Annotated in this window: 12 protein-coding genes; 11 read left to right on the top strand and 1 reads right to left on the bottom strand. The window is 70.8% G+C overall.

Annotated elements, in window-relative coordinates; all coding sequences use genetic code 11:
* Positions 1-15 precede the first annotated feature (15 nt).
* From K8556_RS08470 to K8556_RS08430, 9 genes are all read left to right on the top strand, one after another.
* Positions 16-1668, top strand: a complete 1653-nt coding sequence (locus K8556_RS08470) for a carboxypeptidase-like regulatory domain-containing protein (protein ID WP_223739514.1) — start codon at positions 16-18, stop codon at positions 1666-1668.
* A 192-nt stretch (positions 1669-1860) separates the two neighbouring features.
* On the top strand, positions 1861-3699 hold the full coding sequence (locus K8556_RS08465; protein ID WP_223739513.1) for an Ig-like domain-containing protein: 1839 nt from the start codon (positions 1861-1863) through the stop codon (positions 3697-3699).
* Positions 3700-3902: 203 nt separating this feature from the next.
* Positions 3903-4370, top strand: a complete 468-nt coding sequence (locus K8556_RS08460) for a response regulator (RefSeq protein WP_171421672.1) — start codon at positions 3903-3905, stop codon at positions 4368-4370.
* Between the two features lie 119 nt (positions 4371-4489).
* The gene (locus K8556_RS08455) at positions 4490-8305 is read left to right on the top strand and encodes an SUMF1/EgtB/PvdO family nonheme iron enzyme (protein ID WP_223739512.1); all 3816 of its coding nucleotides are present in this window, start codon (positions 4490-4492) and stop codon (positions 8303-8305) included.
* Positions 8306-8492: 187 nt separating this feature from the next.
* On the top strand, positions 8493-9458 hold the full coding sequence (locus tag K8556_RS08450; protein WP_223739511.1) for an ADYC domain-containing protein: 966 nt from the start codon (positions 8493-8495) through the stop codon (positions 9456-9458).
* A gap of 257 nt (positions 9459-9715) precedes the next feature.
* Complete coding sequence (locus K8556_RS08445) at positions 9716-11590, top strand: hypothetical protein (RefSeq protein WP_223739510.1); 1875 nt, start codon at positions 9716-9718, stop codon at positions 11588-11590.
* A gap of 250 nt (positions 11591-11840) precedes the next feature.
* Complete coding sequence (locus K8556_RS08440) at positions 11841-13121, top strand: efflux RND transporter periplasmic adaptor subunit (protein ID WP_223739509.1); 1281 nt, start codon at positions 11841-11843, stop codon at positions 13119-13121.
* A gap of 46 nt (positions 13122-13167) precedes the next feature.
* A complete protein-coding gene (locus K8556_RS08435) occupies positions 13168-16356 on the top strand; it encodes an efflux RND transporter permease subunit (RefSeq protein ID WP_223739508.1) in 3189 nt (1062 codons plus the stop codon).
* Between the two features lie 72 nt (positions 16357-16428).
* Positions 16429-18390, top strand: coding sequence for a 4-alpha-glucanotransferase (locus tag K8556_RS08430; protein WP_223739507.1), 1962 nt, complete (start codon positions 16429-16431; stop codon positions 18388-18390).
* A 75-nt stretch (positions 18391-18465) separates the two neighbouring features.
* On the opposite strand, the gene K8556_RS08425 is transcribed toward K8556_RS08430, so the two are convergent.
* Positions 18466-19581, bottom strand: coding sequence for a putative glycolipid-binding domain-containing protein (locus tag K8556_RS08425; protein WP_223739506.1), 1116 nt, complete (start codon positions 19579-19581; stop codon positions 18466-18468).
* A 50-nt stretch (positions 19582-19631) separates the two neighbouring features.
* Here K8556_RS08425 and K8556_RS08420 point away from each other — a divergent pair, with 50 nt between their 5' ends.
* Both K8556_RS08420 and K8556_RS08415 read left to right on the top strand, forming a co-directional pair.
* Positions 19632-20495 carry an AraC family transcriptional regulator gene (locus tag K8556_RS08420; RefSeq protein ID WP_223739505.1) on the top strand — a complete coding sequence of 288 codons (864 nt, stop codon included), beginning with the start codon at positions 19632-19634 and terminating at the stop codon, positions 20493-20495.
* Positions 20496-20572: 77 nt separating this feature from the next.
* Complete coding sequence (locus K8556_RS08415; protein WP_223739504.1) at positions 20573-20980, top strand: hypothetical protein; 408 nt, start codon at positions 20573-20575, stop codon at positions 20978-20980.
* The last annotated feature ends 10 nt before the right edge of the window (positions 20981-20990 follow it).

Raw genomic sequence — 20990 nt, 5'->3', positions numbered from 1 at the left:
TTCAAGGTGGGGACGATGAAGAAGCATGTGCTGATGGCCGTGTTGCCGCTGCTGGCTTGGGGGTGCGGTGACCCGACTGACGCGGACAATGATGGTGTCGCGGACGGTATCCGGGACCCGAACAACGTGTCGGTGGTGGTGCCTTCCACGCCGAAGGGCACGGTGTCGGGCCAGGTGCTGAGCACGACGCTGCAGCCGATCGCGGACGTCACGGTCGCGATGACGATTGGCAGCCAGCCGACGGGCAAGTCGGCGACGACGGACGCCAGCGGCAACTTCGTGATGACGGACGTGCCGGCGGGCGCGCAGGTGCTGCTGACGTTCAGCAAGAGCGGCTACTCGACGCTGCGCGCGACCTCCACGGTGCCGTCGTCCGCGGGCACGGTGCCCATCAACAACGGCAACGCGAGCTTCGGCCCGGTGACGCTGACGCAGTTGAACGGCTCGCTGGCCGTCACGGTGGTGACGCCGCAGGGCCGTCCGGCGGTGGGCGCGAAGGGCGTGCTGGAAGTGGACCGGGCGGGCTCGGTCATCCTGAGCAACTACGACCAGGCCAACTCGGTGGTGAGCAAGGTCTACGTGGAGTCCACGGCGGACTCCAACGGCATCCTGACCTTCAACGGCATCCCCTCCGGCGTGGAGCTGGCGCGCCTGAACGGCTCGTACAACCTGTGGATCGCGCCGCTGGACACCAACGGTGACGGCGTGGTGGACACGGGCGGTTACACGAAGAGCTACTCGGGTGGCTCCATCGTGGGCACGCAGGCCACGACGCTGGCGCAGTTGGCCTACTCGAAGCCGTCGGGCGCGGGAGCGCTGACCATCGAGGGTGGCAACGTGTCCAGCCTGAAGGGCGCCGCGGAGGTGGATCCGCTCCGGAACATGGTGCGTCCTGGCGAGCCCATCTACGTGTACTTCAACCAGCCGGTGCAGCCGGGCTCGGTGTTCGTGCGCCTGACGGACGAGTACGCCAAGGAGTCCCTGCCGGTGACGGCGAATGTGAACGTCGGCGGTTACTCGGCGACCATCACCCCGGGCAACGGCATCGTGCAGGAGGGCAAGGAGTACAACATCTTCGTGCGCGCGGTGGCCGCCGAGGGTGGCAGCAACTACAGCCGCACGGGCTTCTTCTTCGGAGGCGACCAGTCCGCGCCGAGGGCGATCACCATCGCGGAGCTGCGGTACCAGGAGACCTCGGCCCCGCCCGCCGCCACCGCGACGCAGCTCAACAGTCTTGAAGAAGTGTTCGTGAACTTCAGCGCGCCCATCGCGAAGCAGGTCGGCCAGTCCGTCCAGGTCTTCTTCAACGCGGACATCGACAACAACGGCACCGTGGGCGGCAACTCCTTCGGTGAGGTCGGCAACTACAGCGGCCAGGGCTACCCCCTGGAGATCATCGAGCCGACGAAGCCCGTCCAGACGCGCACGCCGGCCGAGTTGCCCGTGTTCGGCATCCAGCCGTCCGGGTACAGCACCCGCTACTACTTCCGGTATACGGGCTCCGTTGCCCTCAATCCGAGCCAGATTCGTCTCGTCGTTTCGTTCAGCAGCCTGGCGCCTGTCCTGGGCACCAACGACGTCTACGAGTCCATCTGGGGCCAGCCGATCAACGCGGACCTGGAAGCGACGGGCATCGGCCAGCACCCCGCGCCGACCCCTGCTCCTTGATTCTGCCTGCGTCAGCCTGACGTAGGTGGTTGAAGCCACCTGGATGCCTCCGCGAAGCCACAGGCTTCGCGGGGGCATCTTCGTTTCGAGGTGTCCTTGCGGAGGGATCCTCCCGTCTTGAATGGAGACTTGGCTCAGCGTCGCTCGACGCGCAACATCCCGTAGATGCATGGGGAGCGAGTCCACTTCCGGATGGACCTCTTCTTGCTCAGTCGCGGCCTCATGAAAAACCTCGGTTCAGTCCTGTTGGCGATGCTGCTCATGCCCGCAGCATGCATCCAGATTCCAGACATTGAGGCCCCGCCCGACGAGCCTGACTGCAGTGCCGTGGGCGAGGAGCCGATCGGCATCCAATGGGTGTCACCCATGGAAGGGGCACAGGTCGGAAGCTCCGCGAGGCTCCAGGTCCATCTGACGGGCGACACACCGGAAGCCGTGGACCTGCTCGTGGATGGCACCGCGGTCGCGACCCTGAAGGAACCCTTCGTGCTGGATTGGGAGACCCAATCCGTCTCGGAAGGACCGCATGCATTCGTCGTCCGGGCGCGCCGATGTGGGCAGGAGTCTTTGAGCACCCAGCGCCAGTTGGTGGTGGACCGGACCAAGCCATCGCTGATCGCGCAGACTCCCCAGGACGGTGCGCAGTGGGTGTCCGTGCACCAGACGGTTCGCGCGGAGCTGTCCGAGCCCGTGGTGGCGGGCAGCGTGAACAACAGCACGGTCCGACTGCTGGCGGGACAGCGTGAGGTCTCCGCGGAGGTTTCGCTGTCGCAGGATGGCCGCGTCCTGACGCTTCAACCGCTTGAGCCACTGCCCGTGAGCGAAGTGATGCGGGTGGTGTTCGATCCGAGCGTGGCGGATACCGCAGGCAACCCCGTGTCGATGCCCTCCCAGGGGTGGTCCTGGCGGGTTCCTGCCTTCCTTCCCCTGGGGAACTCCCAGACACTTTGGCCCCGAGTGGACTTCTTCTCGTTCCAGGTGGACCGCGGAGGAACTCCACTGGTGGCTCGGTTGGGAACGGAGACGTCCGGCGTCCAGGTCGAACGATGGAATGGCGGGGCCTGGCAATCCCTGGGAGCCCCGCTCCAGGGCAGCACCGGAGACCCCCAGGCAACGGAGTGTGTTCTGCACCTCGACCCGTCAGACACCCCGCACGTAGCCTGGGTCCAACCCAAGCTCGATGGCAGCGTGGAGATCCATGTCCGGCGGTGGTCCGGAAGCGCTTGGACTGCCTTGGGGGCGCCCGTCATTCCTATCTTGACGCAAGCCAGTGTGACCGATTTGCGAATGAAGGTGGAAAGCTATGGGGGGGTCCCTGTCATTGCTTTCAAGGAAAGGAATGCCTCGGAACTCAGAGTCACTGTCTTCCGCTTTCAGGCAGGAGAGTGGCGATCAAACGTGGGGTCTGGCGCTCAGTCGGTCCCAAACCTCACTTCGCTGCACCTGGAGCTGAATCAATTGAATGAGCAGATCCTGGGTTGGAGCCGTACGGAGTACGGATTTCCTGGATGGGCGATCTATATTGTTCGAAAGGCGGGCGGGAGCGAACTGGGGTACGTTCCCTCCAGACATGCCGAGTCTCCCATGATGGCGATGACGGTGGGCGGGGATAATCGGATCGTCGTCGCCAGTCCAGTCCAGTCCAATGGCAGTCAGTCTGTCTTGGTGCAGGAGGTGTTGTTTGGAGCGGGGACATGGGAGCGCGTGGGAGACACCTACGATCGCGTCACCGGGAGGACGGATGCCTCCACCACCGCTCTCAAGTTCGACGCGCAAGGCCGGTTGATCATGCTGCTCGAAGAACCCGAGTCCGAAGCTTCGTCCTCCGTGCGAAGCCTGTTCATCCAGCGGTGGAACACAGACCACTGGGAGCCGCTCGGAGGCGCGCTGAGCGCCAATCCGGGTGCTACACCGGTGAGCCAATCCCAACTCGGCACGGACAAGAACGGGCGCATCTTCCTTGCCTGGAGCGAAGCCGACGAGCAGGACGCCACCCAGTCCCGGCTTCACGTCTTCCGCCCCAACGACTGAGTCAGGTGCATCGGGGCTCTTGGCGGAGCCCCCACCCCCAGTCCCTCCGCCCACCTACACTGTCGTCCGCTGTGTCCCTGTCGCCCGGCGGACAGCGGACCTACCCTGGGAGACGTCCAGGGAAAACTTGTGAGAACGGGCGCTTTTCGGTGGACGTGTTTAGATTCGCTCCGCCCCTCCCCTACATGCGAGGCCTCTGCTCCATGAAGAACGCGGTCCTGACATCTCCAGAGGGTGAGCCAACCGCGAGCGGTGGGCCCGCTCCCGTGAACGCCAAGCAGCGCGTCCTCGTCGTCGACGACTTCGACGACGCCCGCGAGATGTACGCCGAATACCTGGAGTTCTGCGGGTTTGAGGTGGACACCGCGAAGAACGGCCTGGAGGCCGTCGAGAAGGCCCAGGAGGGAGAGCCGGACATCATCCTCATGGACCTGTCCCTCCCCGTCATGGATGGCTGGGAGGCGACGCGGCGCATCAAGCAGGACACCCGCACCCGCGACATCCCCGTGATGGCCCTCACCGGCCACGTGCTCGCCGGCAACGCCGAGCACGCCCTGTCCGTGGGGGCGGACGAGTTCGTCGCCAAGCCCTGCCTGCCCCAGGACCTGGAGAACAAGATCCGCAACATGCTCAAACCCAGCAAGGCGAAGCCCCGCTCGGGTCAGGAGTAACCCCAGGCTGCTCCCCGCGGTGTCCATGGGTGGACATTCGGGCGCGGCACCCTGCGCCGGGGCGGGCTCCCGCGGGCCCCCCGGTTGACCCCTGGACGCGGGAAACGTAGGCAACCCTGGTGGGCTCTCCCGCCTCGTCCTCTCCGCCCGACGCGTGGACTCCTCCCGAGGAGTTCGACGAGTACCGCATCGTGCGGCCGCTCGGACGGGGGCGCACGGGCCGGGTGTACCTGGCGCACGACACGCTCCTGGAGCGCCCCGTCGCGGTGAAGTTCATCCCCGCGCTGGGCTCCAACGCGCTGGCGCGCTTCCTGGTGGAGGCCCGCGCCGCCGCCCGCATCCAGCACCCCAACGTCGTCACCCTGTACCGGGTGGGGCAACTGGAGGACCAGCCGTACCTCATCTCGGAGTTCATCCGGGGCGTCAGCCTGGACCGGCTGACCCGGCCCGTGCCCTGGGAGCGCGCGCTGGGCATTGGCCGGGACCTGGCCCGGGGCCTGGGCGCCGCGCACCGCCGGGGCGTGCTCCACCGCGACATCAAGCCCGGCAACGCCGTCCTCACGGAGGGCGGCGAGGTGAAGCTGCTCGACTTCGGCCTGGCCAAGCTGCTCGACCGCGCCGAGGCCGGTGAGTCCACCCCGCCGCGCGCGCCCCTGCCGCCGCCGGAGCTGCCCGCGGACTGGGACCCCGAGTCCAGCCCCGCGCTCGGCGCCCGCTCGCTGGACGGCGTCTTCCTGCCGTCCCTGCCGCGCGGCGCGCTGGTGGGCACGCCCTACTACATGTCCCCGGAGGCCTGGGCCGGCGAGGAGCTCACCGCGCGCAGCGACGTGTACTCGCTGGGCGTCGTGCTCTACGAGCTGTGCGCGGGCCGGGGCCCCTTCCGCGACGTGCCCTGGCGCGAGCTGTCCGAGGCCGTGCGCACCCGCGACGTGCGCCCCCTCCAGGAGGTGGCCCCGACGGTGGACCCGGGCTTCGCCGCCGCCATCGACAAGTGCCTGAAGCGCGACCCGGCCCAGCGCCACGCGTCCGCGGCGCAGTTGCTCGACTCGCTGGAGGCGCTGACGCGCGAGGAGCTCCCGGCCGCCATTCCGGAGGGCAACCCCTACCGGGGCCTGCGCGCCTTCGAGGCCGAGCACCGCGGCCTCTTCTTCGGCCGCCGCCGCGAGCAGCGCGCCGTGCTGGAGCGGCTCAAGGCGGAGGCCTTCCTGCTGATGACGGGCGACTCCGGCGTGGGCAAGTCGTCCCTGTGCCTGGCGGGCATCCTCCCCGCCGTGGCGGACGGCGCGCTGGAGGACGGCCGCCGCTGGCGCACCGCGCGGCTGGTGCCCGGGCGCAGGTCCGTGTCCGCGCTCGCCGTGGCGCTCGCGCCGGTGCTGGAGGTGGACGAGGAGCCCCTCGCGGAGACGCTGCGCCAGGACCCCACGTCGCTCGGCCGCAGGCTGCGCGCGAAGCTGGGCACGCAGGGCGGGCTGCTCGTCTACATGGACCAGTTGGAGGAGCTGGTGACGCTGTCCCCGCCGGAGGAGGCCGCGCTGGCGGGCGCCGCGCTGGGGTCGCTCACGGAGGCGGCCGGGGGCTTGAGGCTGCTCGCCACCGGCCGCAGCGACTTCCTCACCCGCCTCACCGCCGTGCCCGGCCTGGGCCCGGAGGTGCCGCACGCGCTGTACCTCCTGCGCGCGCTCACGCCGGAGGAGACGCGCGAGGCCATCGTCGGCCCCGCGCGCGTGAAGGGCGTGCGCTTCGAGTCCGAGGCCGTGGTGGACGCGCTCGTCGCCTCCACGGCCGCCTCCGACGGCGGCCTGCCGCTGCTCCAGTTCGCGCTCGCGGAGCTGTGGGACGCGCGCGACGAGTCCCGGGGCGTGATGACCCAGGCGGCGCTGGACTCACTGGGCGGCGTGTCCGGCGCGCTCGCCCGGCACGCGGACGCCGCGGTGGCCCGCCTGCTGCCCGACCAGCGCTCGGCGGCGCGCGGGGTGATGCTGCGCCTGGTGACGGCGGACGGCACCCGCGCGCGCAAGACGGACCGCGAGCTCGTGGGGGACGACCCGCGCTACCGCGCCGCGCTGGAGGCCCTGGTGCGCGCGCGCCTGCTCGTGGCGCGCGAAGGGGAGGGCGGCACCGCGTACGAGCTGGCCCACGAGGCGCTCCTCTCCGGCTGGGCCACGCTGGCGCGCTGGCTGGTGGAGGCGGGCGAGCGCCGCGAGGTGCAGGCCCGGCTGGAGGCCGCCGCCGCGCAGTGGGAGCGCCTGGGCCATGCGCGCGAGTCGCTCTGGGGCCCGCGCCAGTTGGCGGAGACGGAGCTGCTGGAGCCCTCCGAGCTCACCCGGCGCGAGCAGTCCTTCCTCCTCGCCTCGCGCCGCACCGGCGTGCGCAGCCGCCGCCTGAAGGTGGGCCTGGCGCTGGGCTTCCTCGTGTCGCTGGGGCTCGTGTACGCGGGCCTCCAGTGGCGCGAGCGCCGCGTCCTCGACGCGCGCGTGCGAGGCGAGCTGGCCTCGGCAGCGTCGGAGCTGGAGGCCGTGCGCCGCGAACGCGACGCGCTCCAGGCCGAGCGCGCGGAGGCCTTCCAGCTCTACGACACGGGCCACAAGGCGGACGGCGACCGGACCTGGGCGAAGGTGGCGGGGCATGGCGCCCAGTTGTCCCACCACTTCGACGCCGTGGCGGACCGGCTGGAGCGCGCGCTGGCGCTGGCCCCCACCCGCACCGACGTGCGCGACGCGCTGGCGGACTTCCTCTACGAGCGTGCCCTGTGGGCCGAAAGCGAGCACGAGCCCGTGCTGCCCGCGCTGCTCCAGCGCCTGCGCCTCTACGACCCCGACGGCGTGCGCTGGAGCCGCTGGAGCGCGCCCGCGCGGCTGTCCCTCCAGGTGGACGCGCCCGGCGCCTCCGCGGAGCTGCGCCCCGTCTCACGCGATGCCTCGGGGCCGGAGGTCGTGGGCGAGCCCCTGCCCCTCCCGGGCGCGCTCCCCTGGACCGGCCTCACCGTGCCGCCGGGGGCCTACCAGCTCACCGTGCGCGCCCCGGGCCACGAGGCGTCGGTGCAGCCGCTGCTGCTGACGCGCGGGGAGGCGCGCGACGTCGTCCTGCCGCTCGTCCGCGCGGGCTCGCTCCCGCCGGGGTTCGTGTACGTGCCCCCGGGGGACGTGCGCTTCGGCAGCGCCGCCGAGTCCAGCGTGCGCGACTTCTTCAACGCCACCCCGCTGCACACCGTGCCCGTGCAGGGCTTCCTCATCGCCCGCCATGAGACGACGTACGCGGACTGGCTCCAGTACCTGGCGGCCCTGTCTCCGGAGGAGCGCGCCTCGCGCCAGCCCCGCGTGGGCACGGGCGGGTACGCCGGAGGCCTGGCGCTGGAGCCGGACGGCAACGGCTGGCGCCTGCGCTTCCAGCCCGGCGGCGTGCGCTACACGGCGCGGACGGGGGAGCCCGTGCGGTACGCGCGGCGCTCGCAGCGCACGGAGCAGGACTGGCGCCAGTTCCCGGTGAGCGGCATCACCTTCGCGGACGCGGAGGCCTACGTGACGTGGCTGTCCAAGTCCGGCCGGGTGCCGGGGGCGCGGCTGTGCTCGGAGCTGGAGTGGGAGCGCGCCGCGCGCGGCGTGGACGGCCGCGAGTACCCCCACGGCAACCGGCTGGGCCCGGACGAGGCCAACGTGGACGTCACCTACGGCAAGGACCCGGGCGGCTTCGGCCCGGACGTCGTGGGCAGCCACCCCGCGTCCCGCAGCCCCTTCGGCGCGGACGACATGGCCGGCAACGTGTGGGAGTGGACGCGCTCGTGGCTGGAGCCCGGCCGCCCGGTGGCCCGGGGCGGCAGCTTCACCTTCAACGTGACGAGCGCGCGGTCCTCCAACCGCGAGCTGCCGGAGGCCTCGCTGCGCGACGTCACGGTGGGCCTGCGCGTGTGCGCGGACGCGCCCGCGTCCGGCGGTTGAGCACCACCGGACACTGAAACCCCCGGGAACCGTTGGCGTCACCCCGGGGGCTCCACCCACTGGAAGCCACTGGACGCTGCAAGTGCCCGGACGGGCCGCGCGCCGTTGCCGCTCCCGCCCACCGGACAGACCTTGTGCCGTGAAAGCGCGGTGCGGGTCGGGGTCGGGGTCGGGAAGGGGCATCCAGATGAGGACGTTGCAGCGAGTGGTCGCGGCGTGTCTCGCCGTCGTGGCGGTGGGCTGTGGCACGGAATCGTCGGAGCCCGAGGCTCCCTCCCTCCGCATGCAGGTGGCGGAGGTCGTCTCTCCCAACGGGCGCAACCTCAATGGGCGTAACCTCAACGGCCGCAACCTGAACAACAGCGAGCTGGGCGGCATGCTGGTGTCCGTGGCGTACGCGGGCGCCACCGCCGCCTCCGGCAACCCGCTGACCAACGTGCGGCTGCAGGGCTCCGTCTTCGTCGGCCTGGACGGCCCCAACCCCGTGACGGGCATGGGCTTCAACGGCGCGCGCTTCGTCGGCAACCTGGGCGACGGCTCCACCGTGCCCCTGCGCGTGGACGGCATCACCCAGGGCAGCGGCGTCGACAGCGACCTGTGGTCCTACCAGGTCTCCTACCAGGGCTCGGACGGCGGCTGGCGCGCCGTGTGCCAGGACGCGAACGGCGGGGCGCGCTCCGCCATCGCCGTGGCCGGCCGCTGGAACTACCTCCAGGGCGTGGCGGGCGGCGGCGCGAAGATTGATGACACCGCCGCCTTCACCTTCGCGTGCGAGGGCGCCGCCATCGCGAAGTGCATGCACTTCGGTTACAAGCCCTGGGCCACCGTCAACGGCCAGAGCCTCGCGGGCCACCACCAGGCCTGCACCCGCATGGTGCGCGCGGACTTCTGCGGCGACGGCGCGTCGCACACCACCGATGGCCAGTGGGTCAACCTCTACGACGGCGTGGGCGTCCAGGCCGACACCGAGTCCTGGAGCGTGGAGGCCGAGTGGAACGAGGCCGGCGCGCGCTGCTTCACCTCGCAGACCCGCGCCCACGAGCCCGTGACGTGCGCGGGCTTCAACCCCATCCCCGACTGCGGCAGCACCAGCCACTTCCAGTCCGGCACCCGCCTCATCAGCGAGTCGCCCTACGGCACCAGCGGGCTGTAGCCTGACAGGTTACAGCAATCCCAGACTTGTAACGGCTTAGGTTACAAAATCTGGAAGTCGATAAAAGTCAGTGTTTCATGTTATGAGAACGCTCCATTCGCCTCCGCGTCGCAAGGACCGGAGGCGCGTGGGGCGTTTTCCGCTTTCACGGAGGGGGACGGGGCCGGTGTGTCCGGGGCTCCGCGCACGGTGAGGGGGAAGGTGCCCCATCGCGAGGCTGTCGTCGCGGTCACCCCGTCGTGAGTGGCGCACTCCCCATGAAGCCCGAGCTGTCCGTGCTGTGGAAGCATTCCCGGAAGCGTCTGCCGTTCGCGCTGCTGGCCTCGTCGTTGGCGGTGGGCTGTGGCCAGCCCGCCCCGGAGACGTCCGGGACGCCCGCGCCCTCCGCGCCCCAGGTGGACGCGTCCGCCCGGGCGGCGGACCCGTCCGGCGACCTGGAGGTGGCGCTCGGTGCGACGCTGCAGGCCCTGGAGGGCGACGCGGCGCGCCCGGTGGTGGAGTCCCTGTTCGCGACGCCCCAGGCGGAGGTCAGCCGGTCCACGGCCACGGTGTTCCAGTTGAAGCTGGACCCGAAGCGCGCGGAGAACGAGGCGTTCCGCGGCGGGACGCTGGCGATGGCGGACGGCGCGCAGCAGTTGACGTTCCGCGACGACGGCCAGGGCGGCGACGCGGTGGCGGGGGACCTGCTCTTCACGGCCTCCGGCACGTTCGACTTCGTGGCGCTCCAGGCGGAGCAGCAGCGCATCGCCCAGGCGCAGTCCCAGTCGCAGACGCAGTTGACCACGGCCGTGTTCGAGAACCGCCAACTGGTGCGCACCGTGCCGGTGACGGCGCTGAACCCGCAGTTCCCGGTGGGCCAGCCCGTGCCCATCCAGCCCATCGGCCTGGCGTCGCTGGTGGATCCGGCGCGCTCGCTCATCATCCGGGCGCCCGCCGTCGTGAACGACGTGACGCGCACGTATGACCCGTGCACCGGCGCGGGCAACCCGACGGGCAAGTGGACGTTCAACTACCTGATGACGGAGATGGCCAACCAGCCCTTCACGGGCGTGGCCCCCACCACCTTCGTGCGCGAGTGGCTGCGGCAGTGGGAGCAGCCGCGCACCATCAACGGCTTCGTGAACCCGGCGCGCCCGTCCATCGCGTCGAACCTCATCGGGCCCTGGCCGAAGCTGGCCTCCGGTGAGCTGAACCTGGCGAAGTCGCCGTTCAAGCTCATCGCCATCGTGAACCGGCTGGACCTGGCCGGCAGCAACCCGGCCTACGGCGCCGGCAGCGCGGGCGAGGGGCGCTTCATCTTCGCGGCCACCGCGGGCACGGGGTCGAGCTGCTACACGGTGCCCTTCCTGGTCATCCTGGAGTACGGGGTGGACAAGAGCGGCTGCACGGCCATCAAGACCTACGCGCAGCAGTGGCAGGCCCTGTCCGGGCTGGCGCTGGGCAGTTCGGCGTACAACGCCGCGCTGGAGAACCTGACGGAGCAGTTCGCCAAGCGCGACCTGTCCCCGCGCAAGCCCAACCGCAGCTCCATCAACCAGGTGCGCACCAACGACGACTGGCTGGCCCACCCCTGGGAGCTGCGCGAGTTCCGCCTCTGGAACAGCACCATCAACCCGAACTCGTACTCCACCACGCCGCCCCCGGCGCTGGGGCTGCTCAACAGCCACACCGTGGCGCAGACGCCGGACCGCAGCCGGCAGACGACGCTGTTCCCGTCCTACGTGAACGCCAACACGGGGCCCATCCTCGCGGGCACGTACTCCGTCCCGCTGCCGTGGGCCGGCGGCACCTTCCGCGCGGGCCGCGCCATCGTGACGAACCCCGTGGCCGTCCCGCCCTTCTGGAGCCAGCCGGCGGCCGTCATCCCCAACCGTCAGGCGCGGCACGTCTTCTCGCTCAACACCTGCGACGGCTGCCACGGCGACGAGCTGGGCACGAACTTCACCCACGTGAGCTGGACCGGCGCGCTGTCGCCGTTCCTCAGCGGCGCGCTCACCGTGCCGGACCGCGCGGACGGCGCGCCCGTGCGCACCTTCAACGAGGTGCTGGCGCGCCAGACGTTCCTGGATCAGGTGGCCAACCAGAGCTGCCTCACCACGTCGTTCGTGGTCGCTCCCCCGAGCGTCCACTGAGCCCCGCTCGAACGTGAAGCCAGCGCGGCCTCCGTCCCCTCGCGTGGGACGGAGGCCGTCTTCCTTCCAGCCGGCGTCCGCATGCCCCTCCGCCTGCCCTGGGGCCAGGCCGGGTGTGTTCTCCAGGTTCACGGCCGGTGGTGGCACGACTTCCCCGGCCGGGGGGGCGGCACCACGTTTACCCGGCCCCGGGGACGCCCCCGGGTGGAGCTCCAGGGCCGCATGCCCCTGGGGGCCGGGGAGGCAGGCCGTGGGACGCACCGAAGAGACAACGGGGCTTCGAGCCCGGCGCACGGGTTCGAGGTGGGGCGCCGTGCTGGCCATCGTCTGGCTGGCTGGCGCCTGCGGGCAGCGCTCCCAGGAGGTCGCCGCGCCCATCGCGCCGACCGTGGTGTCGCTGGGCCCGGAGAACGTGGTGCGCGTGGAGCCCATGCGGCTGGAGAACGGCCCCGTCGTCTCCGGGACGCTCCAGGCGCGGCGGATGGCCAGCGTCCGCGCGGAGGTGGGGGGCAGCATCCTGGACGTGAACGCGGACCAGGGCCAGACGGTGAAGGAGGGGCAGCTCCTGGCGCGCGTGGAGGAGCACACGCTGCGCGAGCAGGTGCTGGCGGCCAGCTCCAACCTGCGCGTGGCGCGCAACGCCTTGCAGGTGGCGAAGGCGGATGAGCAGCGCAATCAGACCCTGGTCAAGCAGGGCGTCATCACCCGCCGCGACTTCGAGCGCGCGCAGTTGTCGCGGACGCAGGCGGAGGGCCAACTGGCGCAGGCTCAAGCGCAGTTGAAGCTGGCGCAGGACCAGTTGTCTCGCACGAAGGTGGCCGCGCCCTTCACGGGCGTGGTGAGCGAGCGGCAGGTGAACGCGGGCGACATCGTCCAGCCGGGCGCGCCCCTCTTCACGGTGGTGGATCCGGAGACGCTGCGGCTGGAGGCCTCGGTGCCCTCGGCGCAGTTGGGCCAGGTGAAGGTCGGCACGCACGTGGACTTCCGGGTGAACGGCTACGAGGACCGCGCCTTCAAGGGCGAGGTGGAGCGCATCAACCCGGCGGTGGATCCCGCCACGGGCCAGGTGCGCATCTACGTGAGCATCCCCAACAGCGAGCAGACGCTCCTGTCCGGCCTGTTCGCGCTGGGGCGCGTGGCGTCCCAGTCCCGGGAGGCGCTGGCCGTGCCGGTGGACGCGCTGGACACGCGCCAGGAGCCGCCCACCGTGCAGCGCATCTCCAACGGCAAGGTGGAGGAGGTGCCGGTGACGCTGGGCCTGCGGGACGACGTGGAGCAGGCCGTGGAGGTGCGCTCGGGGTTGAAGGCCGGGGACGTGGTGCTGCTCGGCTCCGCGCGCGACCTGACCAACGGCACGCCCGTGAAGCTCACCGGCACGCCGGAAGGTCCGAAGAAGCAGCGGCCCGTCTCTCCGCCGGAAGCCCAGCAGGGCGTGGGCGGCGCGGGCAACGCGTCCGGCGGCGGTGCCCCCGCGCGGGCTCCGGCCGCGGCCGGGACTCCCACGCCCCCGGCCCAGGCACCCGCGAAGTAGCGGCGAGGCGTCTCCACTTCTTGAAGCAGCACCGCAGGAGTCGTCCGTGTTCATCTCCGACTTCGCCATCAAGCGCCCCATCATCACCATCACGGCGATGGTGGCGCTCGTCGTGTTCGGCATCGTCGCGCTCATCAACCTGGAGACGGACGAGTTCCCGGACATTCAGCAGCCGGTCATCAACGTCACCATCGCGTACCCGGGGGCCTCACCGGAGACGGTGGAGCGCGAAATCGTGGAGCCCATCGAGGACGCCATCTTCGCCATCTCCGGCGTGGACGGGAAGAAGACCACGTCCAGCTCCACGGACAGCCTGGCGAACTTCACGGTCTTCTTCGACTTCGAGAAGGACGTGCAGGAGGCGTCCCAGGACATCCGCGACGCCATCTCCAGCAAGCGCGCGGACCTGCCGCAGGAGATGGAGGAGCCCATCCTCACGCGCTTCGACCCGTCGGACCAACCCATCGTGTCGCTGGTGCTGACGTCGGACGCGCTGGACGTGCCCGCGCTGTCGCTCATCGCGGATCCGATGGTGGTGGGGGATTTGCGCTCGGTGCCGGGCGTGGCGCAGGCCACGGTGGTGGGCGGCGTGGACCGGGAGATGACGGTGCAGGTGCGGCCCGCGGCGCTCCAGGCGGCGGGCCTGTCGGTGGCGCAGGTGGTTGCGGCGCTCCAGGCGCAGAACCTGGCGGCGCCGGTGGGCCGGCTCAACACCGAGCTTCAAGAACGCACCATCCGGCTCAAGGGCCGCCTGGAGACGCCGGAGGACTTCGCGCAGGTGCCCATCGCGGAGCGCAACGGACGCACGCTGCGGCTGGGGGAAGTGGCGGACGTGTTCGCCGGCACCGAGGAGCCGCGCACCCTGTCGCTCTACAACGGCGCGCAGGCGGTGGGCATCGAGGTCATCAAGGCCAAGGGCTACAGCACCACGGAGGTCGCGGACGGCGTGCGCGAGCGGGTGAAGACGCTCCAGCAGCGGCTGCCCGCCAACGCGAAGCTCGAAATCGTCCGCGACGCGGGCACGCGCGTGGAGAACTCCGTCGTCAACGTGCAGCAGGCGCTGATTGAAGGCGCGCTGCTCACGGTGCTGGTGGTGTTCCTGTTCCTCAACTCGTGGCGCTCCACGGTGATTACCGGCCTGGCGCTGCCCGTGTCCGTGCTGGCGTCGTTCGTGAGCGTGTGGGCGTTCGGCTTCACGCTCAACACGATGTCGCTGTTGGGGCTGACGCTGGCCATCGGCATCCTCATCGACGACGCCATCGTGGTGCGCGAGAACATCGTGCGGCACGTGGAGATGGGCAAGGACCACTACACGGCGTCGCGCGAGGGCACGAGCGAGATTGGGCTCGCGGTGGCGGCGACGACGTTCTCCATCGTGGCGGTGTTCGTCCCGGTGGCGTTCATGTACGGGGTGGCCGGGCAGTGGTTCAAGCCGTTCGCGCTCACCATCGCGTGCTCGGTGCTGGTGTCGCTGTTCGTGAGCTTCTCGCTGGACCCCATGCTCAGCGCGTACTGGCCCGACCCGCAGGTGGAGAAGGGCGAGCGGCGCAACTTCATCTCGCGCGGGCTTGCGCGCTTCAACCACTGGTTCGACCGGCAGGCGGACCGCTACAAGGGCGTCATCGCGTGGGCGCTGGACCACCGGCTCGCGATGGTGCTGCTGGCGGTGGGCTCGCTGGTGGGCGCGGTGGCGCTGCAGGGCGTCTTCGGCGGCGCGGGCTTCGTGCCGGTGAGCGACCGCTCGGAGATTGAGATGCTGGTGGAGACGCCCGCGGGCTCCAGCCTGGACTACACGCGGCGCAAGGTGGAGGAGGTGTCCCGCCTCACGCGCCAGCACCCGGAGGTCGCGTACACGTACACGACCATCGGCGTGCCGCTGCCGCTGCGCTCGCCGGGCGTGGACCAGGCGCTGGTGTACGTGCGGCTCAAGCCGAAGGCGGAGCGCAAGGCCAGCCAGGAGGTGCTGGGCAAGACGCTGCGTCAGGAGCTGCTCGCGGTGGGCGGCGCGAACGTGTCTGTCTTCACCAGCGGCTTTGGCGGGGCCATCAAGTCCATCCAGTTGGAGCTGCGCGGCCCGGAGGCCAAGGGGCTCAACCAACTGGCGCAGCAGGTGATGAAGGAGGTGAAGCAGGTGCCGGGCGCGGTGGACGTGGGGCTGTCCACGCGCGGCGAGAAGCCGGAGCTGGAGGTGGAGCTGAACCGCGGGGTCGCGGGCCAGCTCAACGTGACGGTGGGGCAGGTGGCGCAGTCCCTGCGTCCGGCCTTCGCGGGCCTGGACTCCGGAGACTGGGTGGACCCCATTGGCGAGACGCGCGACGTGATGGTGCGCCTGGCGCCCCGGTTCCGGGAGACGCCGTCCCAGTTGTCGCAGTTGCCGCTGGTGGTGGGCACCAGCGCCACGGGCGCGCCGGTGGTGGTGCCGCTGGGGCAGGTGGCGACCGTGAAGCAGACGGTGGGCCCGGCGCAGATCGACCACCTGAACCGCGAGAAGGTCATCAACGTGCAGGCGAACGTGGCGGGGCGGTCGCTGTCGGAGGTGATGGGCGACATCCAGACGCGGCTCAAGGCGGTGAAGGTGCCGCCGGGCTACGAGGTGTCCACGGGCGGTGAGTCCGCGGATCAGCAGGAGGTGTTCGGCCGGGTGTTCCTGGCGCTGGGCGTGGCGGTGATGCTGATGTACCTCATCCTCGTCATCCAGTTCGGCTCGTTCATCGACCCGCTGGCCATCCTGGTGTCGCTGCCGCTGTCGTTGATTGGCGTGGTGCTGGCGCTGGTGGTGACGGGGGACACGCTGAACATCATGAGCCTCATCGGCGTCATCCTGCTCATGGGCATCGTCGCGAAGAACGCCATCCTGCTCATCGACTTCGCCAAGTGGCAGCACGAGAAGGGGATGCCCTTGCGCGAGGCGCTCATCGAAGCGGGGCGCATCCGCTTGCGGCCCATCATCATGACGACCTTCGCGCTCATCGCGGGCATGGTGCCGGTGGCGCTGGGGCACGGCGAGGGTGGCGACTTCCGCGCGCCGCTGGGCCGCGCGGTGATTGGCGGTGTCATCACGTCCACGCTGCTCACGCTGCTGGTGATTCCGACGGTGTATGAAATCCTGACGGACGCCCGCGCGTGGACGACGGGGAAGCTGCGCCGGGTGTTCAAGCCAGGCGGCCAGACCCACGGGCCGGCGCACGGAGGCGGCGGCGAGCCCCGGCCCCAACCGCAGGCCCGGCAGGAGTGACGCGAAGGAGATGCTCGCGTCACCCTCAAGGAACGGTTGGCGCATCGCGCGGGGGGCCATAGGGTCCGGAGTGTGGAGCTCCCGTCCCCGCTGCCCGATTCGCACCGCTCGCTCGTCACCGAAGCCCTGGAGTCGCTGGGCGTCACCCGCTGGGTCCTGAGCATCCATGACCCCAGCTTCCCCGGCCTCCCCGGAGAGGACCTGGGGCGCGGCTCGCCGTACTCCGAGGGCGCCGCGCGCTTCCTCGCCTTCGCGCGCGACCTGGGCTTCACCGGCATCCAACTGGGGCCGCAGGGGCAGACCACCGCGTACAACCCGTCGCCGTATGATGGCACGTTGTTCTCCCGCAACACGCTGAACGTGGCGCTCGCGCCGCTCACGGATCCGCACGGCCCCTGGGGCGCGCTGCTGTCCCCGGACACCCTGGCGCGGCTCGTCTCCGAGGTGCCCGAGGCCGCGGGACCGGAGGCCCGGTACGCCTCCGCGTGCCGGGGCCAGGCGCGGGCGCTCCAGGAGGCGTGGGACACCTTCCGGCGCGAGCGGGACCGCGTGGATGCTCCCGCGTCCATCCTCGCGCTCATCCGCCGCTTCGCGGACTTCCGCCTGGAGCACCGCGAGTGGCTGGAGCGGGATGCGCTCTTCGACGTGCTCGCCGCCCGGCATCACACGCCGGATGACTGGCGCGGGTGGGCGGACTCGCTGGATGGGCGCCTGTTCGCGCCGCGCGCCGGCGAGGTGATGCAGGCGGAGGCGCGCATCCGGGAGCTGCTCACCGCCGAGGCGGACGCCGTGGAGCAGTACGCCTTCCGCCAGTTCCTCGTGCACGAGCAGCACGGGCTGCTGCGGGAGCTCGCGGGGGCGTGGGGGCTCAAGCTGTACGGGGACCTCCAGATTGGTTTCTCGCCTCGGGACACGTGGGCCCGGCAGGGGCTGTTCCTGGGCGCGTACCTCATGGGGGCTCCGCCCAGCCGCACCAACCCGGAGGGCCAGCCGTGGAACTACCCGGTGCTGGATCCGGAGCAGTACGCCGCTCCGGACGGCTCGGGCCCCGGGCCGGTGCTGAGCTACCTGGACGCGCGGCTGGGCAAGATGCTCTCCGAGTACGACGGGCTGCGCATCGACCATCCGCACGGGCTCGTGTGCCCGTGGGTGTACCGCGCGGGCTCGGCGGATCCGCTGCGCGCGGTGCAGGGTGGGGCGCGCCTGTTCTCCTCGCCGGACCTGCCGGACCACCCGGCGCTCGCGCGGTACTCCATCGTGGCCCCGGAGCAACTGGACCGCTCGCTGCCGCGTTACGCGGACGGGTGGGTGAAGGGACTCACGGAGGAGCAGGTGGGCCGGTACGCCCTCCTCTTCGACTCCGTGGTGCGCACGGCGCGCGAGCACGGCCGGGCCCGCGAGGACGTGCTGTGTGAGGTGCTGAGCACGCTGCCGTACGAGCTGTCCCGGGTGATGGCCCGCGATGGCCTGGGCCGCTTCCGCGTCACGCAGAAGGCGGACCTGAGCAACCCGGCGGACGTGTACCGCAGCGAGAACGTGGCCCCCGAGGACTGGGTGATGGTGGGCAACCACGACACGAAGTCACTCTGGCGGCTGATCTCCGAGTGGCAGTGGAGGCACGCGCTGTGCGCGCAGGCGGACTACCTCGCGGAGCGGCTGCATCCCGAAGCGGAGGGGCGTGAGGACTTCGCGCGTCGGCTGGCGCGGGACCCCGGGCTGCTCGCGCAGGCGAAGTTCGCGGACCTGTTCGCCAGCCGCGCGCGCAGCGTGATGGTGTTCTTCGCGGACCTGCTGGGCATGCCGGACACGTACAACGCGCCGGGCTCCGTGGACGCGCGCAACTGGTCCCTGCGCATCCCCACGGACTGGGCCGAGCACTACCAGCAGCGGCTGCGCGTGGGGGCCGCGCTCAACCTGCCGCAGGTGCTCGCGATGGCGCTGCGCGCGGGCGGAGCCGAGGCCCGCGCACGGCACGCGGAGTTGCTGACACGGCTGGATGAAGCCGCTTTCCGGCTGCGAAGCGGCGTGCGCTGAAGCGCGCCCCCCGGGAGCGACCGGCACGAACCTGTCCGACAGTCGGACAGGTTCTGGACGTCCGTGGCCGGAGGCTCAGGGGATGCGCCGCATGTCGAAGCGCGACTGGCGCTTCCATTGCCCATCGGCCTCCTGGACCTCTCCGAGCCAGGTGAAGCGGTCCGGCCCGATGTCGGAGAAGCTCCAGCGGATGGGCTTCCCGTGGTGCTCGCCCAGGAGGACGAGCCGGTCGCCGTCCCGTCCCCCGGCCAGCCGGTTGATGGCGCCGCCCGTGGGGCTGACCCAGGTGATCTGCCACTGGCCCGCGGCCCGGTCGAAGGTGCGCACCGTGGTGCCGTAGCGCTTGTTCGCGCCGGGGCCCGGCCGCGCGGCGGCGCGCCGCGACGGCACGATGAACACGTCCTGCAGGGCGCGTCCGTCCAGCACCCAGTGAAACCACCACTCCCCCGGGCTCTCGCGAACGCTCCCATCCGCATCATGGTCCTGGATGGTCCCCTCCCATCCGCCCACCAGCCACCCGAAGGTCGCCGCCGCGTCACCCAGCTCGCTGGAGGGCCCCGGGCTCACCAGTGCCTCCACGAACGCCTGCTTCGCGGTCACCGGCGCCGTGGGCCCCTCCGCGATCCTGCGCCAGAGGTCGGCGTAATCAATGGGCACCCCGTCCGCGTCCACGTCCAGCATCGCGTTGAAGTCGCTCTCCAGGCCCTCGTAGCGGTAGCGCGCGGGCCCTGTCCGCGTGTAGCCCTGCCGCGCGGGCACGACCTCCAGCTCGGGGAACCGCACCCACGCCGCGCGGATCTCCGCGCGGGCGCCTTCGGCAAGCCGCAGCCGGTTGATGGGCAGCGCATTGGTGGAGGGCGTCAGGCCCAGGTCCACGTCCGTGCAGCCCTCCAGCTCCTGCGCGACCTGCCCGTCCTTCCACCAGTGGCCCTGCCCGTCGTGCTCCAGCGTGAGCGCCCGGTGCTCACCGCGCCACGACTGCGTCACGCTGACCCGGCGCGTGCGCCAGGCGCTGTCACAGACGATGGAGTACTCCGCCCTCAGCGGCGCGCCCTGCTCCGCGACGAGGAGCAAGCCGGACAGCTCCGCGCCCTCGGGCCCGCGCCGCACGCGTGCATGCTCGAATCCCAGTTCATCCATCACGCGCCGCCAGATGAGCTCCCGCGTGACTGCCGTTGTCTCCGTCGCCATGATTCGGTCACCCCGCTTGAATGAATGGGGACAGGATGGAAGGAAGGCGCGTGGCCGACTTGGGGAAAGTGGACCTGACGACAGCTCGCCGGCTGGCGTCCGGAGACGGCTGGCGCGTGAGCGAGATCCTCTGCCGCTCCGGTCCCAGGGACCCCGTCTTCGAGGAGCAGCACACCTGGGTGTCCGTCTCCGCTGTCCTGTCGGGGAGCTTCACCTACCGCTCCCGGAACGGCCGCGTGCTGCTGACGCCCGGCTCGCTGCTGCTCGGGGAACAGCACACGTCCTTCTGCTGCGGCCACGAGCACGGCGTGGGCGACCGCTGCATCGCCTTCCACTTCCAGCCCGAGCTCATGGAAGAGGTGGCCCGCGACCTGTCCGGGGTGACACGCACGGACTTCCCCCAGCACCGGCTGCCGCCCCTCCAGCGGCTCGCACCGCTCATCGCGGATGCCTGGGCGCTGGCCGGGCAGCCTGGCTCGCGCGGCGCGGAGGAGCTGGCGCTGCGGATGGCGGGCGCCGCGCTGCGCGGCCTCCACGCGGGCCCCGCACGGCCCGTCACCGCCACCGAGGAGCGCCGCATGGCGGACGCGCTCCGGCTCATGGAGGACCGGCTGGTGGAGCCCCTCTCCCTGGGCGTGTTCGCGCAGGAGCTGGGCATGGGCCGCCACCACTTCCTGCGCACCTTCCGCAAGGTGGTGGGAGAGAGCCCCTACAGCTACATCCTGGGCCGTCGCCTGACACTCGCCGCTGAACGCCTGCGGACTGGCCGCGAGCGCATCGCGGACGTCGCCTTCGCGTGTGGGTTTGGCGACCTGTCTGAGTTCGTCCGCCGCTTCCGTGCCCGCTTCGGCGTCACGCCTTCCGCGTACCGCGTCCGTGCTCGACCCGGGTCGACCGGGACAGAGCGGGTCTAACCAGTCTCCTTGGAAAACCATGTTCTCGATGCTATCGGGTCTGGGCAATTCTTTGATCAGGGTGAGGCAAGGACCGCGTGGCGAAACATCGTGAGTGGGAGTTCGGAGCGCATCGCGCGTACTTCGAGGAGCCGGACCTGTTGGTGATGAAGTTCAACGGGCCCTCGAAGATGGAGGACTCGAAGAAGGTGTTGGAGATCTGCCAGGAGGTGTCGAAGAACGGACCGGTGTTCGTCATCTCCGACGTGTCCACCTCCAGCATCGACAAGGACTCGCGCGAGCTGCTGGTGGCGCAGGCCAAGGCCGAGTGGTTCCGCGGACACGTCTACCTGGGCACGGGCCCGCTGCAGCGCGCGGGCGCCAAGGCGCTGATGCTCGCGCTCTACTTCACCGGCAAGTGGACGGTGGACGTGGACTTCGCGGACTCGGAGAAGGACGCGCGCGAGCTCGTCGCGAAGAAGCGCGCCCAGCCGCCCAAGAAGTAGCCGGCGCTCC

Origin of the sequence: Corallococcus sp. AS-1-12, assembly GCF_020036995.1 — a bacterium.
In the GTDB taxonomy this organism is placed as follows: Bacteria; Myxococcota; Myxococcia; order Myxococcales; family Myxococcaceae; genus Corallococcus.
Note: the sequence above shows the minus strand (reverse complement) of the source record. Positions and strands in the feature narration are given on the sequence as shown.

What these genes read in the sequence shown, in the direction of transcription:
- K8556_RS08470 (WP_223739514.1), top strand. Translation starts at nt 16, where the DNA reads ATGAAGAAGCATGTGCTGATGGCCGTGTTGCCGCTGCTGGCTTGGGGG.
- K8556_RS08465 (WP_223739513.1), top strand. Translation starts at nt 1,861, where the DNA reads ATGGACCTCTTCTTGCTCAGTCGCGGCCTCATGAAAAACCTCGGTTCA.
- K8556_RS08460 (WP_171421672.1), top strand. Translation starts at nt 3,903, where the DNA reads ATGAAGAACGCGGTCCTGACATCTCCAGAGGGTGAGCCAACCGCGAGC.
- K8556_RS08450 (WP_223739511.1), top strand. Translation starts at nt 8,493, where the DNA reads ATGAGGACGTTGCAGCGAGTGGTCGCGGCGTGTCTCGCCGTCGTGGCG.
- K8556_RS08445 (WP_223739510.1), top strand. Translation starts at nt 9,716, where the DNA reads ATGAAGCCCGAGCTGTCCGTGCTGTGGAAGCATTCCCGGAAGCGTCTG.
- K8556_RS08425 (WP_223739506.1), bottom strand. Translation starts at nt 19,581, where the DNA reads ATGGCGACGGAGACAACGGCAGTCACGCGGGAGCTCATCTGGCGGCGC.